Source organism: Pseudoclavibacter sp. CFCC 13611 (assembly GCF_008831225.1).
In the GTDB taxonomy this organism is placed as follows: Bacteria; Actinomycetota; Actinomycetes; order Actinomycetales; family Microbacteriaceae; genus Pseudoclavibacter_A.
Window position 1 is genome coordinate 258,090 of the sequence record NZ_WBKE01000002.1, and the last position, 16,503, is coordinate 274,592.

The following is a 16,503-nucleotide window of genomic DNA, read 5'->3' on the forward strand; positions in this document are numbered from 1 at the left end:
GTCAGCATGAACGACAGCACATCTCACGACATCAGCTCTGCCCGGGGCCTGCCCGCCGGAGGATCCCACGTTCCCGGTGATCCCGGGGCCCCGGCGCTCGCGGCCTTCCCGCGTGTGCGTCCTCGGCGTCTGCGCCAGTCGCCGGCCGTGCGCCGCATGGTGCGCGAGACCCGCATCGAGCCGTCGCAGCTGATTCTGCCGCTGTTCGTGCGCGAAGACGCCACCGAGCCGGTGCCGATCTCGGCACTGCCCGGCCAGGAGCAGCACACCATCGACTCGCTGCGTCGCATCGCCGCCCGCGCTGCTGAGGCCGGCATCGGCGGCGTGAATCTGTTCGGCATTCCGGCGCACCTCGACGCCGTCGGGTCGCAGGCGGATGCCGCAGACGGCATCGTGCAGCGCGGCGTGCGTGCGATGGTCGAAGAGGTCGGCGATGCGATCGTGATCCAGACCGATCTGTGCCTCGACGAGTTCACCGACCACGGCCACTGCGGCGTGCTCGATGCGCAGGGTCGCGTCGACAACGACGCCACGCTGGAGCGCTACGGCGCGATGGCGCTGGCTCAGGCCGAGGCCGGTTCGCACATGCTCGCGCCGAGCGGCATGATGGACGGCCAGATCGGCTACCTGCGCGACGTGCTCGACGCCAACGGCCACCAGGACGTCATGCTGCTCGCCTACGCGGCGAAGTACGCATCCGGGTTCTACGGGCCGTTCCGTGAGGCCGTCGACTCGCAGCTCAAAGGCGATCGCCGCACCTACCAGCAGGATCCCGCGAACGGTCGCGAAGGCGTGCGCGAGGCTCAGCTCGACATCGCCGAGGGGGCCGACGTGGTGATGGTGAAACCGGCTGCGTCGTTCCTCGACGTGCTCTACCGGGTGTCGCAGATCAGTCCGGTGCCGGTCTGGGCCTACCAGGTCTCGGGCGAGTACGCTTCGATCGAGGCCGCCGCCGCGAACGGCTGGCTCGATCGCGAACGGGTGATCGACGAGTCGGTCACCGGCATCTTCCGCGCCGGGGCAGAGGCCCTGCTGACCTACTGGGCGCTCGAGGTCGCCGACCGTCTGAAACACGGCAGCTTCGGGGAGTGACCCTGCCGCTGCGCGCCCAGTCGGTTCGGGTGCGCACCGTCTGCGCGGTCTGCGCGCGGGCTGCAGCCGACCACACGACCACGTGGGCAACAGACGGGCGCGAGCGGCGCATCCGCAGAAATGACTTCATCACAATCGAGAGGTGACACAGAACATGACTACGAACGCAGAACTGTTCGAGCGCAGTGGGCGCATCATTCCGGGCGGTGTCGACTCGCCGGTGCGGGCCTTCGGATCGGTCGGCGGCGTGCCCAACTTCATCGCCAGCGCCTCGGGGGCGCACGTGCGCGACGTTGAGGGAAACGAATTCGTCGACCTCGTCGGGTCGTGGGGGCCGGCGCTGCTCGGCCACGCGCAGCCTGAGGTCGTGGCGGCGGTGCAGGCCGCCGCAGCTCGTGGGCTGTCGTTCGGCGCTCCGACCGAAGGCGAGGCCGAGCTGGCCGAGGTCGTCGCGCAGCGTGTGCGTCGCGGCGGGGTCGCCCCCGTCGAGCGGCTGCGCTTCGTGTCGACTGGCACCGAGGCGACCATGACCGCCATTCGACTCATGCGCGGGGCAACCGGCCGCGACCTCATCGTGAAGTTCGCCGGTCTGTACCACGGCCACAGCGACTCGCTGCTGGTGGATGCCGGGTCGGGTCTCGCGACGTTCGGCCTGCCCGCCTCTGCTGGCGTGACGGCGGCGGTCAGCGCGCAGACGATCGTGCTGCCGTACAACGACATCGAGGCCGTGCGTGCGCTCTTCGCCGAGCGCGGTGACGAGATCGCTGGCGTGATCGTCGAAGCCGCTGCGGCGAACATGGGCATCGTGCCGCCGCTGCCCGGCTTCAACGCCGAGCTGATCGAGGTCGCTCATGCGCATGGCGCGCTGGTGACGCTCGACGAGGTGCTGACCGGATTCCGCGTGAGCGACGCCGGCTGGTGGGGATTCGAGAACGCCGAGGCGGCCGAGCCGTACCGTCCCGACCTGATGACCTTCGGCAAAGTCATCGGCGGCGGCATGCCGATCGCTGCCGTGGGCGGCGCAGAAGAGTACATGAACCTGCTCGCGCCGCTCGGCCCGGTGTATCAGGCCGGAACACTGTCAGGCAATCCGCTGGCGATCGCCGGCGGGCTGGCCACGCTGCGGCTCGCAGACGCCTCGGTCTACGAACGTGTGAACGCTGCCTCTGAGGCGCTGCAGGGCGCGGTGTCCGAGGCGTTGGATGCTGCCGGCGTCGCGCATCGCATCCAGCGTGCGGGGTCATTGTTCTCGATCGCGTTCGGTGAGCACGACGGTGCGCTGGTGAACTACGACGAGGTCAAGGCGAGCGAGACGTGGCGGTATGCGCCGTTCTTCCACGCGCTGCTCGACGGGGGAGTCGCGGCACCGCCGTCGGCGTTCGAGGCGTGGTTCGTCTCGGCCGCTCATGACCAGAGCGTGATCGATCGCATCGCCGGGGTGCTGCCTGCCGCCGCTCGTGCGGCAGCCGCTGCCGAGCGCCCTGCGACCCCGCCGATCGGCGGGTAGTGGCGGTAGCCTCGGTGCTGGCAGGCTGCTCGGCCTAGGCAGCGCTTGGCGTGGGCGGCCTGGTGCGGGCAGCGCTTGGCGTGGGCGGCCTGGTGCGGGCGGCCTGGTGCGGGCAGCGCTTGGCGTGGGCGGTCTGGTGCGGGCAGCGCTTGGCGTTAGCAGCCTGACATGGGCTGACCCGTTACTGAGGGTATCTGGCACAGTCGACGTCAAGCAGACGAAGACACTTCGGTGAAGCTACCTGCTCAGCCAGGAGCAGATTCGGCTGTAGTGGGGGAGACAAGAGGCTTCCGGCATTTCGCGGTGCCGGAAGCCTCTTCTGGGCTGTGTTCAGTGCACTTGCGCAGTTCCTAGGCCGGCTCACGCCCCGGTTCACCATCCCTTTTGCGCGCTGGTCTGTGTTCAGTGCACTTTCTCATTGCCCAGGCCGGTTCGTGCTCGCTGCACCACACGTTTTGCCCGTCCTGCCAGTTCAAATCCGCATCGATCCATGGCAAATGCTGTCCCAGCCCATCGAGTCATGCCAAGTTCCATGTCTCGATGATTGTTGAGGTCATTTGCCATGTCTCGATGGTTGGCGACGGCATTTCCCATGTCTCGATGGGTGGCGACGGCATTTCCCATGCCTGGGCGCGGCGTGATCAGCATCTGTGAGAGACAGAGATGGGGCCGCCGAACGAATCGGCGACCCCATCGAATTCAGCGGCTCGGCTCAAACGAGCAGAGCGATCACGCCCACTTCGAGGCGAGGTGATCGGCCTCGATCCAGCGCACGGTGCCCGACTTCGAGCGCAGCACGATGCTCTGCGTGTGGATGTAGCCGTTGCGCGGCCCCTTCACACCCTTCAGCAGCACGCCGTCGGTCACACCCGTGCCGACGAAGTAGGTGTTGTCGCTGGCGACCAGCTCGGAATCGGTGTAGATCTTGTCGATGTCGAGACCTGCGTCGATACCACGCTGACGCTCGGCGTCATCCTTCGGCGCCAGACGCCCCTGCATGACGCCCTTGAACGCCTTGATCGCCGCTGCGGTGATCACGCCTTCGGGGCTGCCGCCGCGGCCGAGCAGCATATCGGCGTCGCCCCAGGGGCTTGCAGCGTTGATGCCGCCGACGACGTCGCCGTCGAGAATCAGGTTGGTCTTCGCCCCGACCGAGCGAATGCGCTCGATCAGCTCTTCGTGACGTGGGCGGTCGAGCACGATGACGGTCATCTCGCTGACGGGCTTGCCGAGTGCCTTTGCCAGCTCGCGGATGTTCTCTTCTGGGGTCATCTCGAGCGAGACGACGCCTTCGCCGATCGAGCTGGTGACGATTTTGTCCATGTAGAACACCGTCGAGGCGTCAAGCATGCTGCCGCGGTCGGCGACGGCCATGATAGACACGGCGTTGGGGCGGCCAGCCGCGGTCTGCGTCGTGCCGTCGATCGGGTCGACTGCGATGTCGGCCTGAACGCCGGTGCCGTCACCCACGTGCTCTCCGTTGAAGAGCATCGGCGCGCGGTCTTTCTCGCCCTCGCCGATCACCACGACGCCGTCGAATGCAACAGTGTGCAGGAACTGGCGCATGGCGTTGACAGCGGCCCCGTCGGCCTCGTTCTTCTGGCCACGGCCGACCCACACCGACCCGCGGATCGCCGCGGCCTCAGTGGCACGCACCAGCTCCAGCGCAAGGTTGCGGTCGGGCTGCTGAGACTGTTCAGTCATCTGAAAACTCCTAAAAGCTGCCGACCGCATTTCGATCGGCGCGTCAGCCTCCATCTTACCCGGTACCGGTGACAACAGCGGCTGAAAGCGAGTGCCGAAATCACCCGCGCAGCAGCTCGGCCGCGAGCGCCGCGGCAGCTGGAGAGATGCGGCTGTGTCCGGCCGGCTCCGCTCGCGAGGTGAGGTGCTTCTCTCGGGTCTCGCGAACATCCCCGAGATTGGCGAACAGGGTGACGTAGCTGCTCACGTCGGTATACAGCGCCGACTCGTCGACGCCGCCGCCGCTCGCCGTGCGCCAGCCGAACGCGGTCATCTCGGCGGCGATCAGACGCATCTCGGGCTCGCGGCCCTCGGCGGCGACGTGCAGCAGGTAGAGCAGCCGGGTGAACTCTCGTGGATCGTCCAGAGTCTCGGCGCCCAGCCGTGCGCGCAACACGGTGACGAAGACCGCCGCGTCGGTGCAGGCCTGGCGACCGGCGCGCGACAGCAGAAGCCGTCCGCCGCGCACGTAGAGCAGCCCGAGCCGCTGCAGCAGTGCGCGCAGGTTCGCGACCGGCGGGGTCGAATCCTCGCGTGTGGCGCTGCCTGGCCAGCCGTCGCACGAGGGCAGCAGCTGCGCGACGGCCGACACGATGTGCGGGCGCAACCGCCCGGCCTCGGTGAGCTCGGCCCCGTCGTCGCCGATCAGGTCGAGCACGGCCATGATCGGTGCGAACGCTGCGGCGAACATGGTGTCGCGCTGCGCGTCGTCGGTGGATGCCTCGCCCGCGCCCGCCCCGCCATCGTGCGCCCGCAGCAGTCCGTCGACGATCTGCGCGCGATGCAGGGTCTCTTCGGCGATCGACGCCGGTGCCAGCCGCACGAGTCGCTGCACCGCGGCGCCCAGGTGTTCGAGCTGTCGAGCTGCCAACAGCTCGATCGACGCATTCACTTCGGCGACCGAGAACCGGTCTGGGGTGCGCTCGGCGAATGCCGACGGGTCACCCGCCGTGACCAGCCTCCGCGTGTTCTCAAGCGGGGCGGCCCGTCGGCCGTCGACGCAGGTCGCGGCAGGGGCATCCGCAGTCGACGTCTCCGGTGTCTCAGAGAGTTCGACGACACGCTCGAGACGCAGCGTCACCTGCCAGTGATCACCGTAGTCATAGACGTAGAACAACCGGTCGCCCGGCTGCTGCAGGGCTTCGTCGAGGTGAACTGAGGCCTCGGGTGTGCCTTCGGCGTCGCCCTCTTCGAGGTCGTATTCGCAGATGAAGGGCTCGACGCCTTGGCTGAGCGGCGACCCGCCGAGCGCGAAGCGATGCAGATGCGTGTCTTGCCAGGCGAACGCGGCCTGCAGAATCTGGTGCACCTGATCGAGCGTGAGGTCGCTGCGCAGATCGAGACGGCGCCAGATCTGTCGTTCACGAGGTGTGGGCTGCATGGCTGAAGATGCCTTGACACTGTTGGCAACGGTCGCGTCGGGCGAGATATCGATGTCGAGGTCGAGATCAACGCGGATGCGCAGCATCGCCGGTCGCGCAAGTCGAGGCCGGCGAAGGCTCGGGCGCTGTTCGGTGAGTTCGGACAATAAGGTGTCGGGCTGTGGAGCATCGATCTCGTTGAGCAGTTGCAGGGCCTCTTCAGTAGAGAACTGACCGACGAGCGCAGCGAACCGCTGCTGCAGATCGCGGTCGCTGCGGGCTGGATCGTTCTCTTTGTCTGGGCCGTTCTCTGCGTCTGCGGCGGTCATGCGCACAGCCTACGGGCTGAGCGCTTCGCACGCGAGGGGTGGGGACAGACACCGTTGCTGCGCAGCGGGTGTCTTGTCGGAACGGCCGCTCTGGGGCGTGGTCAGCGGCGCCAACACTGTGACACGGAATCCAGGTGTCAGCACGAGGATTGCAACAGGTCAGCATTCGCTGTATGGTCAGCATGTGCTGACCATTGCATCTCGGATTGAAGTCATGAATCGGCTGGGACGTGCGATGGCCGATCCCACACGGTCACGCATCCTGCTGTCGCTAATGCGCAAGCCGGGATATCCGGCTCGCCTGGCGAACGACTTGGGGCTCACCCGAACAAACGTCTCGAACCATCTCACCTGTCTGCGTGGCTGCGGCATCGTGGTGGCCGAACCAGAGGGTCGGCGCACCCGCTACGAGATAGCCGACCCCCATCTCTCAGCGGCGCTCGACGCCCTGATCGACGTCACCCTTGCAGTCGACGAGGGTGCGCCCTGCATCGACGAATGCAGGCGAGCGCTGTGACGACACTTCTGACTCGCGAACGTTCGGCTGTTCTGCGCAGGCGCATCAGAGGCATCGTGGCCATAACCATCGTCTGGAATGTCATCGAAGCGGTGGTCGCATTGCTCGCCGGTCATGCGGCATCGTCGGCCGCACTGATCGGTTTCGGCCTCGACTCGGTCGTAGAGGTGCTCTCGGCGGCCGCGATCGCCTGGCAGTTCGCTTCGCCGACTCCTGAACGTCGGGAACGTACCGCTCTGCGTGTCATCGCGTTCTCGTTCTTCGGGCTGGCGCTCTACGTCACGACAGATGCGCTGCTCACGCTGTTCGGCGTGCAGCAGCCGGAGCACTCGCCGGTTGGCATCGTCATCGCAGGGCTCAGCCTCGTTGTGATGCCCGTGCTGAGCTGGTTCGAACGGCGCACCGGCAGGGAACTCGGGTCTGCTTCGGCCGTGGCCGATTCGAAGCAGACTCTCATCTGCACGTACCTCTCTGCAGCAGTGCTGGTCGGTCTGTTGCTGAACAGTCTGCTGGGCTGGGGATGGGCTGATTCGGTCGCTGCGCTGGCCATCGCCGTGTTCGCCGTTCGCGAGGGCATCGAGGCATGGCGGGGTGACGCCTGCTGCGCCTCATCGGCGGCGACTGCGATCGCTGCAGACGAAACGGAGGACGAACGTCACGACGACTGCTGCGCGCCGTAGGGTGCCCGCACCGAGTGGCGATCGATTGAACGGGCGAACGACGAAGCGGCCCTGACGGCTGCACTCGCACCCGACACCTGCGTGACTCGCGCATCAGCACCGGGTCAGGACGCCTGCGGCATCGAGCCGCAACTCGACGTCGAGGTGCAGGCGTTCGAGAAACGCCCGATCATGGCTCACCACGATCACCGCACCGCGATATGCGTCGAGTGCCTCGACCAGCCGGTCGACACTCGCCATATCCAGACTGTTCGTCGGTTCGTCGAGCACCAGCGCCTGCACCGCGGGAGTCGCCAGCAGCACCTGGGCCAGTGCCACGCGGAAACGCTCGCCGCCGGAGAGCGAGGCGACCGGAGCATCCGCCATACGGCCACGCAGCAGCAGCCGCGCGAGCTGATTGCGCAACTCGCGATCGCCCAAACCAGGGGCGAAGCGTGCCACGTTCTGCACCACGCTCTCGTCGTCGTGCAGCGAGGCGAGCTGCTGCGAGAGATATCCGACGTGATCGACGAAGAGCTTGCCGTGCGCCGTCTTCGCCAGGGCGCCACCGGGCTTCGCTGCGGCAACGTCGGCCTGACCGCAGAGCATCGCACGCAGCAGCGTCGACTTGCCGACGCCGTTCGGGCCGGTGAGGGCGACGCGCTCCGGGCCCTGCACCACGAACTCACGCCCGTCGGCGCCGGTCAGGCACGCGATGCGGCGGCCCACCGGCACGTCGGGGTCGGGCAGCTCGATCACGATGTGCTCGTTGTCGCGCACCCGCGACTCGGCATCGTCGACGACGCGCTGTGCGGCATCCACTCGGTCGTCGAGCGTGCCGCGGCGGGCCGCCTGCGACTTCTCGGCAGAATTGCGCCGGTCGTTGACCACGGCTTTGACGAACTTACGATTCACGGCGTCTTTGCGCCCCTGCCGCGCGGAGTGCGCAATGCGCTGCTCGGCCTGCGTGCGCTGCCAGCGTTCGGCCTTCAGCTCCTGCTCGGCCGACCGCAGCGCCTGTTCGGCGGCCTGCTGCTCGTTGGCGACCTGAGCCTCGTACGCGCTGAACGCCCCGCCGTACAGGGTGATGCGCCCATCGCGCAGCTCGGCGATCGCATCGACATGCTCGAGCAGCTGGCGGTCGTGGCTGACCACGATGAGGGCGCCGCGCCATCCGTCGATCAGACGATAGACCTGCTGGCGCGCGTCGGTGTCGAGATTGTTGGTGGGCTCGTCGAGCAGCGCGATGTCAGCTCGGGAGCGCTGTACCGCGAGCTGCACGCCGACGATTGCAGCGAGCATCGCCTCGCCGCCCGACAGCGTGTCGACAGTGCGGTCGAGTCCAAGATCGACGCCGACCGCGGCGAGGGCGGCGCTCGACCGCGCCTCGACATCCCAGTCGTCGCCGATGACATCGAAGGCCTCGGGGTCGACGCTGCCGCGCTCCACGGCAGCGATCGCGTCGAGCTCCCCGCGCACACCGAGCAGCTCGGAGACGGTCTGGTCGGGATCGAACCGTTGGGGCAGACACGCGACGACGCCCGAACGCGTGATTCGGCCATCCGTCGGCTGCAGGCGACCCGCGAGCAGCGCGAGGGCGGTCGACTTGCCGGCGCCGTTATCTCCGATGAGGCCGGTGCGGCCGGTTGGGAACGCGGCGGTCACGTGCGTGAGGATGCTGCGGCCGTCGGGCCAGGCGAAGCTCGCGTCGTGCAGCGCGATGGAGGATGCGGGCGTCGAGGAACGAGGGGAGTGGTGGGTTGGCAAAATGGTCTCCAGAGTGTCAGAGGGTGCTGACACGAGACCGCGCGACAGTCGGCGCAGGGGTCGGTCAGCGATGGATGCTGGAACCGAATGCCCTCAACGTGATGCCTTTGCGCTTCATCTCTTCTCACAGCGGCCGTGTGCCGCAGAGATGCTGGGAGTAACGATAGTTGAGCGGTGGCGTGCGGGCAAGGTCGCGCGGGCAGAGTCCGTCTGGTGTCGGCTCTGCCCGCGCATGGCCTCTTCTCAGCGCGCCGATGGGCCGATCAACAGAGTCGCGGCTCGTGGTCGATGACGCGACGGGGTGACCGAGTCACCGCACCGTCCATCCATTCGACGACCCAGTCGTCGTCGGCGCTGAAGTGCAGCATATGCACATTCGCACGCACCGTCGGCATAGCCATGCCGCGGTCGGTCGGTCGCGCCGGGGTGATGAACCTCGTGTCTGACGTGGTCAGCAGCCGGTCCATCTGCGGCCAGTTCCAACCGGGAAAGTGCTCGGTGACGTAGCGCTCAGTCATGCCTCGGCTGAGTGGAACAGGATGGTCGAAGCGAATGAGCGCTCCCAGAGCACTCCGGTCAAGGCGGAAGGCCATGGCATGTGCGGCCTCCCGGTCGGCCTCTGTGGCGGCGTCATCAAGCTGTGGCTCACCTGACGCGTCGGTGACGGCGTGCTGGGCGCGAAACTGAACTCCGGTCTCGCCATCGTCGGCGAGCGCCAGCCCCGCTGCGAGGCGCAACGTCTCAAGCTGTGCGACGATGCGGTCGTTCTGCCTGTCGATGAAGGCCTGCGCAGACTGGCTGCTGAGCGATTCGGCGGATGCCGGACTCGCCTCGTCTGGCCCGGTGCTTCCGCCAGCGCGGGTGAGATCGGTCGACCCGACCACTTTGTCTCTATTCATCACCGTCACCCGCAGGAGTTCGGCTCCGGTGAGCTGATCCAGACGTGCAGCGATGATCGGTGGAGCCTGAGACCAGCGCACGCCAAGTCGGATTCGTGCCACACGGGGCGTGGCGTCGTGGTGGCTCTGCTCGCGGTCGCCGGGCAGGTTCGGGGAATCGGTGTCTTTGCACATGGTGTGCCTTCCATCAGAGCTTGCGCGCGACGTCTGTCACGTGCCCGTTCTTCTCCTGGGGCACCCGGAAAGATGGATCGGGTTGCCGTGCGGCCAGCCAGGTACTGTCAGCCACAACTCTTGAACGTGGGTCAAGACTACCGGTACCCGACGACTGCCGTGTGTCAGGCGGTTCGATCCAGATTCTGTGAAGCCGCTTTCGGCGCGGTGCGTCTGGAGGTAAGACTCGAAGGCGAGGCAGTTGTTGCAGATTTTGCAACAACTGCCTGAGATGGCAAGACCTACAGCGTCGCTCTCTGCAACCTTGACGTGGATATTTCGGTTGGCTATCGAGTGAAATCTCATGAAGGCGTGCGCTTTCGGCGCTGGGCAACCTTGGTACTGCGGGATTATCTGCTCATCGGTGTGGCGATTGATCGTCAACGCCTCGAACAGCTTGGCACAGTCGTGCAGATTCTCGGCCGCTCGACCGATGAGCTTGCGTCGGGCAAGGGCTGCTGTATCGAGATACAGGCATCGCGATCATTGACAATGGGGCACTTGCCGCGCTCACACTTCTCGTCGCGAACTTTGACCCGCGAGAGAAAGAACTGCTGGTGCACCTGATCATCAGAGTGATCACCGGTGAAAACTAGTGCGAGCGCATCAGCGGCGGGTTTAGCACCCCATCCGTGACGTCGGTGCCCGGCGCCAGTCGATAGAGGGCGGCCGGGCGGCCCACCGCCTGCGCGCGTGATGAACCGGTTGCCTCAAGAAATCCGGGTGTGCCGACCGCCTTGCGATGAAAGTTGCGAGCATCGATCGATGCACCCCAGACGGCCTCGTACACCTCGCGCAGCTCGGCGATCGTGAACTCGGGCGGGCAGAAGGCGGTCGCCAAGGGGGAGTATTCGATCTTCGCTCTCGCACGTTCGACCCCGTCGGCGAGAATCCGTGCATGGTCGAAAGCCAGCTGAGCGCCGTCATCGCCCAGTACATCCGCCACATCATGCCACGCGACTTCAGCGGCGTCGCCGCCTGCGCTCGGCACATCGAAAGCCGGAGCGAGCGCGAGGTAGGCGACCGACAGCACCGGCCCGCGTGGGTCGCGATGCAGCGGGCCGTAGGTGCGCAGCTGCTCGAGATGTCCGCTGGCATGTCCGCTGGCATGCCCACTGAGGTGCGCGCTCGCGTGCTGACCTGTCGGTGCGTCAGAGGTGGGAGTCTGCACAATCAGCGCACTCGGCTGTACGCCTGTTTCTTCTTCGAGCTCACGTCGCGCGGCGTCTTCAAGGGATTCGCCGGCGAGCACGAAACCGCCCGGCAGCGCCCAGCACCCTCGAAACGGGTCGAGCATACGTTCGACCAGCAGCACCTGCAGGCGTTGGCTGCGCACGGTCAGCGCCACGACATCCACGGTGACGGCGATGTCGGCGGCAGTGCGGGGAATCGCTGCCGAATCGGTCTCACCGCGGCAGTCAGTTCGGACGTCGGTGTGAGTACCAGCCGCGTCGTCAGCATCATGACGAGTTCTGCTCATTGCCCGATGGTGCGGGCTCTCTTTGGCGAACATACCCACAGCATAACACTTATCGTCATCTTGACATTTACTCGACGTTGCAGTTATCGTCAGACTGACATAAACAACCGCAACGAAGGAGCACACCATGGCAACCATCAAGAGGCTTCCCGGCGTCCGCCGCTTTCTCGGCACCCCGACCGGCTACGTCGTCCACCTGCGCAAGGGCCAGCTGACGCACGAAGGCGTCGGGCAGGCGTTCTGGTTCTCACCCGCGACCTCGGTGCTCAGCGAGGTGCCCTCAGACGACCAAGAGCTGCCGCTCATGTTTCACGCCATCACCGCCGATCACCAGGACGTCACCGTGCAGGCCAACGTGACCTTCGGTTTCGTCGACCCGGTCACGGTGTCGCAGCGCCTCGACTTCGGCATCTTTCCGGCGAAGGCGGATGCCACCTCGACCGGCCTGCAGCAGGTCACCACGATCGTGGGTCAGGTCGCACGCAGCATCGCTGTCGATCACCTTGCCACGATGTCGCTGCAGAACGCACTGCGCACTGGGATCAGCGAGGTGCGTGCCTCCTTGGTTGGAGGCCTGCAGGCCGACACTCGTCTGCAGAGCACCGGTCTCGCCGTGCTCGGCGTGCACGTGCTGGCGATTCGACCCGAGGCCGATGTCGAGGTGGCGCTGCAGACGCCGGTGCGCGAGCAGCTGCAGGCCGAAGCCGATCGCGCGACCTACGAACGTCGGGCTCTCGCCGTCGAGCGTGAGCGTGCGATCTCAGAGAACGAGCTGGCGAGCAGCATCGAGCTGGCCACCCGACGCGAACAGCTGGTGGTGCAAGAGGGAGCCAACGCTCGTCGGCAGGCGGAAGAGGCTGCGACGGCTGCGCTCGTCGAGACTCGAGCGGCCTCTGAACGACGCGAGATCGACGCGGCATCCCGGGCGCAGGAGGTGAGCGTCGTCGGTGCGGCCGAGGCCGAGCGCGAGACGGCGAAGCTCGCCGCCTACCGCGACGTCGATCGGCAGACCCTGATGGCGCTGGCGCTGCGAGAACTGGTCGGCTCTGGTGCGCTGCCGAAGATCGACAATCTGACGATCACGCCTGATCTGCTCACCAATGTGCTGAGCGCCTTCACCGGAAGGCGGTGAGTGCCATGCGCAGCAGAGCGGTCGTCGTCTACCGGCGCACCGAGCTTGATGAACTGCTCGATCGCCACGGCACCCGGGGGCAGGCCGAGTTCTTTCTGCGCACCCGTGGCCGCACGCTCGACGAGGTGCAGCGCCGCCACGACGCGGCTGCGGCGGCGCGCGCTGCTGTCGCGGGTGGGCTGCCCGAAGGGTGGGCGCTCGCCGAGGTTGAACGTGCGGATCTCAGCCGCTTTCTGGTGGCACCTGAGGATGTCATGGTCGTCGTCGGTCAGGACGGTCTCGTTGCGAACGTGGCCAAGTACCTCGACGGGCAGCTGGTGATCGGGGTCGATCCAGAGCCCGGTGTCAACACCGGGGTGTTGGTGCGGCACTCGGCTGGCGAGGCGCTGAGGCTGCTGCGGGCACCGGAATCGGCCGCGGTGTCCGGCCTCACCACCGTCGAGGCGAGACTCGACGACGGCCAGAGTCTCTGCGCCCTGAACGAGGTGTTCGTCGGGCACCCGTCACACCAGTCGGCCAGATACCTGCTGCAGGTGGGGGAGTACCGCGAGCGGCAGTCGTCTTCTGGGGTCATCGTCGGCACCGGCACCGGGGCGACCGGGTGGTGCGCGTCCATTGCACACGACCGCGGAGGCAGACGCCTGCCTGCGCCGAACGACGCGAGTCTCGCCTGGTTCGTGCGTGAGGCCTGGCCGTCGCCGGCGACCGGAGCGAACCTCATCGAGGGGATGCTGGGCGGATCGGCCAGCCCGGGTGCCGTCACTGGAGGCACCGCTGAGCTGGTCGTCACCGTCGAATCGGATCGGCTCGTCGTCTTCGGCGACGGCATCGAGAGCGATCGGCTCACCGCGAGTTGGGGGCAGGAGATTCGCGTCGGTGTCGGTGGGCGCAGGCTGCGGCTCGCCGTGTGAGGCGGGTCAGGTGTGTAGAGCGGCGACGAGCAGAGTTGCGGCATCTCTGACCTGCTCGACCTGCTCGGGCGTCAGACGCAGCCGTTCGAGCATTCGCCTCGGCACCAGCTTCGCCTGCGCACGCAGAGCCCGGCCCTCAGACGTCAGCAGAAGTCGCCGGCGCCGGTCGTCACGCGGGTCTGGCTCTCGCGTGACCAATCTCTGCGCTTCGAGACGACGAACCAGACCGGTGAGTGTCGCAGTCTCCATGCTGAGTATGACCGAGAGCTCTGTCGCAGTGAGCGGGCTCTCGGATGCCCCCTCGTCGTGGTCATGCTGCCAGAGCGCCAGCATGACGAGGTACTGCGGATGGGTGAGACCCATTGGTGAGAGGACGTGCCGGTACTCCTGAACCAGCAGCCGGGCGGCGACGGTGACGGGGAAGCACAGCTGTGCTTCCAGACGAAGGAGTTCGTCGTCAGAGAGTGCGTCGTCGTGCGCGGTGGGAGCATTCGGTGTGTTCACGATGACGGAGTCTCGTCGCGCGGCTGTGCCTGTTCGGACTGAGCCGTGGAGGTTCTGCGCCTGACCTCTTCGAGGGCTCGCACATCATCGGGTGAGAGGGGAGAGACCGCCGGCGGGCCGATGAATCTCAGCAGGAACCGTGTCCACTTGCTGTCAGTGGGGCGGCCCTGAGAGAGAGTGCGCTTGCGTGGCTCGGCGGGAATGTCATCCGGCATGGTTATTAGTGTACTGACAGTCAGCACACATGCGACTTTGTCCGCGAGGGGTCTTCACTCAAGGAGTGTGCCCAGAGAGAAGAAGGTCATTCAATGGTCGCGCGACACGCGCGAACTTGCATACAACATGTATCTCACAGAAATACCTCCGTGCCCGCCTATGGTCTGGCCACAAGGCATATAGAGTGCCAGGACAGCCGCCGCCCCTGCTTGACAGCCCATGCTCAGGGCCGGAAGATTGCTAGTGGCCGTACCACGATGCACGGCAACACTCCCCTGCAATGACGCGTCGAAAGCGTCATGCGGGAGCAACTATCGACAGAAAGAATTGAGATGACTCCCTCTCAAGAGACAACGGGCGCAGAACACCAGGCGATCGGTGCCTTTAAGAGCATCGTTGGTGCCGAGAACGTGCTGACGTCAGAACGCGCCACCATGCCGTTCAGCAAGGGCTACCGCTTCGGCGGCGGCCCCATCTTCGCAGTGCTGCGACCGACCACGCTGGTTCAGATGTGGAAGGCGCTGCAGGTCTGCGTCGACAACAACTTCATCGTCATCCCGCAGGCGTCGAACACCGGTCTGACGGGTGGATCGGGCCCGGGCTTCCAGCCCTATGACCGCCCGATCGTCGTCATCTCGACTCACCGCATCAACGACGTGTACCTCATCAACGATGCTCGCGAGGCCATCTCGCTCGCCGGCACCCCGCTGACGCACCTGACCGAAGAGCTCGCCAAGCACAACCGTGAGCCGCACTCGGTGATCGGTTCGACATCCATCGGCGCCTCGGTCATCGGCGGCATCTCGAACAACTCGGGCGGCAGCCAGATTCGCAAGGGCCCGGCCTTCACCCGTGAGGCGATCTTCGCCCGGGTGAACGAGCAGGGCAAGGTCGAGCTGGTCAACCACCTCGGCATCTCGCTCGGCGACGACCCCGAGGTCGCCCTCGACCGTCTGCAGCGCGGCGACTGGTCGCCCGCAGACGTCACTCCGGCACCCGCTGACACCAGCGAGACCGAGTACGCCGAGCACCTGCGCAAGATCGAGCCGACCCCGGCCCGCTACAACGCGAACCCCGAGTACCTCTTCGAGGCGTCGGGCTCAGCCGGCAAGCTCATGGTCTTCGCCGTGCGCACACGCACCTTCCCGCTCGAAGTGAACCCCACCATGTTCTACATCGGCACCAACAGCACGCACGAGCTCGAAGAGATTCGCCGCATGTTCCTCGAGGCCGACATGCCGCTGCCCATCTCGGGTGAGTACATGGGCCGCAGCGCCTTCGACCTGGCCGAGAAATACGGCAAAGACACCTACGTGTTTCTGAAGTTCATGAGCGCCGGCCTGCAGACCCGCATGTTCTCGTTCAAGACCTGGGCAAACGGCGTCTTCGGCAAGATCCCGGGCATCGGCCCGACCTTCGCCGATACCGTGTCACAGGTCGCGTTCGACCTGCTGCCGAACCAGCTGCCGAAGCGGCTGATGGAATACCGCAATCGCTTCGAGCACCACCTGCTGCTCACCGTGAGCGCCGACCAGAAGGTCGAGAGCGAGAAGATGCTCAAAGCGTTCTTCGCCGAGCCCGAGCATAAGGGTGACTTCTTCGTCTGCACCGCTGACGAAGAGAAGAGCGCTTCGCTGAACCGCTTCGGTGCGGCCAGCGCTGCGACTCGCTACGCCAACATGAAGCGCAAGCACATCGCAGGCCTGATTCCGATCGACGTGGCCCTGCGCCGCGACGACTGGGACTGGCTCGAAGTGCTGCCCAAGGAGATCGCCGATCAGCTCGAGGTGACTGCATACTACGGTCACTTCTTCTGCCACGTGATGCACCAGGACTACGTCGCCAAGAAGGGCGTCGACCCCGAGAAGCTGCACGACCAGATTCAGGAGCTGCTCGAGGCGCGCGGCGCGAAGCTGCCGGCCGAGCACAACTACGGGCGTCTGTACCACATGCCCGAGTCGATGGTGGAGCACTTCAAAGAGCTCGACCCGACCAACACCTTCAACGCCGGCATCGGCGGCACGTCGGTGAAGAAGAACTGGAAGTAAAACTGCTCGTCAAGAACCCGCTCGTGTGACTTCGGTCGCGCGGGCGGGTTCTTTTTTGTTTTCGGTGGATGCTGGGGTGTGGTCTCAGCGGATATTCAGGTGAGTCGTGAGGTGAATGGCGAAGT

General features: G+C 66.1%; 16 protein-coding genes and 1 riboswitch. Of the genes, 9 read left to right on the plus strand and 7 right to left on the minus strand.

Annotated features, from left to right (window positions below):
- Positions 1-6 precede the first annotated feature (6 nt).
- The 3 genes from hemB to F8O08_RS05490 all read left to right on the plus strand — a co-directional run bounded on the left by hemB (position 7) and on the right by F8O08_RS05490 (position 3,253).
- Entirely contained in the window at positions 7-1,092 is a 1,086-nt protein-coding gene (hemB, locus tag F8O08_RS05480; protein WP_158037428.1) for a porphobilinogen synthase, read from the plus strand.
- A 154-nt stretch (positions 1,093-1,246) separates the two neighbouring features.
- Positions 1,247-2,599, plus strand: a complete 1,353-nt coding sequence (gene hemL / locus F8O08_RS05485) for a glutamate-1-semialdehyde 2,1-aminomutase (protein ID WP_158042785.1) — start codon at positions 1,247-1,249, stop codon at positions 2,597-2,599.
- A gap of 405 nt (positions 2,600-3,004) precedes the next feature.
- Complete coding sequence (locus tag F8O08_RS05490) at positions 3,005-3,253, plus strand: hypothetical protein (RefSeq protein ID WP_158042786.1); 249 nt, start codon at positions 3,005-3,007, stop codon at positions 3,251-3,253.
- Between the two features lie 75 nt (positions 3,254-3,328).
- Here the strand turns inward: F8O08_RS05490 and glpX are convergent, their stop codons facing one another.
- Both glpX and F8O08_RS05500 read right to left on the minus strand, forming a co-directional pair.
- Positions 3,329-4,303 (minus strand): class II fructose-bisphosphatase, encoded by a 975-nt coding sequence (gene glpX / locus F8O08_RS05495; RefSeq protein WP_192496746.1) that lies wholly within the window; start codon positions 4,301-4,303, stop codon positions 3,329-3,331.
- Positions 4,304-4,403: 100 nt separating this feature from the next.
- Entirely contained in the window at positions 4,404-6,032 is a 1,629-nt protein-coding gene (locus tag F8O08_RS05500) for a plasmid pRiA4b ORF-3 family protein (protein ID WP_158042787.1), read from the minus strand.
- Between the two features lie 184 nt (positions 6,033-6,216).
- Between F8O08_RS05500 and cmtR the strand changes: the two genes are divergently transcribed.
- Both cmtR and F8O08_RS05510 read left to right on the plus strand, forming a co-directional pair.
- Complete coding sequence (gene cmtR, locus F8O08_RS05505; protein ID WP_158042788.1) at positions 6,217-6,549, plus strand: Cd(II)/Pb(II)-sensing metalloregulatory transcriptional regulator CmtR; 333 nt, start codon at positions 6,217-6,219, stop codon at positions 6,547-6,549.
- Positions 6,531-7,229 carry a cation transporter gene (locus F8O08_RS05510; RefSeq protein WP_158042789.1) on the plus strand — a complete coding sequence of 233 codons (699 nt, stop codon included), beginning with the start codon at positions 6,531-6,533 and terminating at the stop codon, positions 7,227-7,229. Before cmtR ends, F8O08_RS05510 begins: the two co-directional genes overlap by 19 nt.
- 93 nt (positions 7,230-7,322) lie before the next feature.
- Here the strand turns inward: F8O08_RS05510 and F8O08_RS05515 are convergent, their stop codons facing one another.
- Together F8O08_RS05515 and F8O08_RS05520 are read right to left on the minus strand one after the other, a co-directional pair.
- Positions 7,323-8,975 carry an ABC-F family ATP-binding cassette domain-containing protein gene (locus F8O08_RS05515; protein WP_158042790.1) on the minus strand — a complete coding sequence of 551 codons (1,653 nt, stop codon included), beginning with the start codon at positions 8,973-8,975 and terminating at the stop codon, positions 7,323-7,325.
- Positions 8,976-9,238: 263 nt separating this feature from the next.
- Positions 9,239-10,048 (minus strand): hypothetical protein, encoded by an 810-nt coding sequence (locus F8O08_RS05520; RefSeq protein ID WP_158042791.1) that lies wholly within the window; start codon positions 10,046-10,048, stop codon positions 9,239-9,241.
- Positions 10,049-10,059: 11 nt separating this feature from the next.
- Positions 10,060-10,174: riboswitch (SAM riboswitch) on the minus strand.
- 183 nt (positions 10,175-10,357) lie between these two features.
- On the opposite strand from F8O08_RS05520, the gene rhuM reads away from it, so the two are divergent.
- The gene (gene rhuM, locus F8O08_RS10970) at positions 10,358-10,654 is read left to right on the plus strand and encodes a RhuM family protein (protein ID WP_158042792.1); all 297 of its coding nucleotides are present in this window, start codon (positions 10,358-10,360) and stop codon (positions 10,652-10,654) included.
- Positions 10,655-10,679: 25 nt separating this feature from the next.
- Here rhuM and F8O08_RS05530 read toward each other — a convergent pair whose 3' ends face one another.
- Positions 10,680-11,567 carry an NUDIX hydrolase gene (locus F8O08_RS05530; RefSeq protein WP_158042793.1) on the minus strand — a complete coding sequence of 296 codons (888 nt, stop codon included), beginning with the start codon at positions 11,565-11,567 and terminating at the stop codon, positions 10,680-10,682.
- A gap of 127 nt (positions 11,568-11,694) precedes the next feature.
- On the opposite strand from F8O08_RS05530, the gene F8O08_RS05535 reads away from it, so the two are divergent.
- Together F8O08_RS05535 and F8O08_RS05540 are read left to right on the plus strand one after the other, a co-directional pair.
- A complete protein-coding gene (locus F8O08_RS05535) occupies positions 11,695-12,699 on the plus strand; it encodes an SPFH domain-containing protein (RefSeq protein ID WP_158042794.1) in 1,005 nt (334 codons plus the stop codon).
- Between the two features lie 5 nt (positions 12,700-12,704).
- Positions 12,705-13,610, plus strand: a complete 906-nt coding sequence (locus tag F8O08_RS05540) for a hypothetical protein (protein WP_158042795.1) — start codon at positions 12,705-12,707, stop codon at positions 13,608-13,610.
- A 6-nt stretch (positions 13,611-13,616) separates the two neighbouring features.
- Here F8O08_RS05540 and F8O08_RS05545 read toward each other — a convergent pair whose 3' ends face one another.
- Both F8O08_RS05545 and F8O08_RS05550 read right to left on the minus strand, forming a co-directional pair.
- A complete protein-coding gene (locus F8O08_RS05545; protein ID WP_225733583.1) occupies positions 13,617-14,114 on the minus strand; it encodes a MarR family winged helix-turn-helix transcriptional regulator in 498 nt (165 codons plus the stop codon).
- Positions 14,111-14,329: a hypothetical protein gene (locus F8O08_RS05550; RefSeq protein WP_158042796.1), complete on the minus strand. Its 219-nt coding sequence runs from the start codon at positions 14,327-14,329 to the stop codon at positions 14,111-14,113. The genes F8O08_RS05545 and F8O08_RS05550 overlap by 4 nt, the downstream gene beginning before the upstream one ends.
- 333 nt (positions 14,330-14,662) lie before the next feature.
- Here F8O08_RS05550 and dld point away from each other — a divergent pair, with 333 nt between their 5' ends.
- On the plus strand, positions 14,663-16,378 hold the full coding sequence (dld, locus tag F8O08_RS05555; RefSeq protein WP_158042797.1) for a D-lactate dehydrogenase: 1,716 nt from the start codon (positions 14,663-14,665) through the stop codon (positions 16,376-16,378).
- Positions 16,379-16,503: the final 125 nt, after the last annotated feature.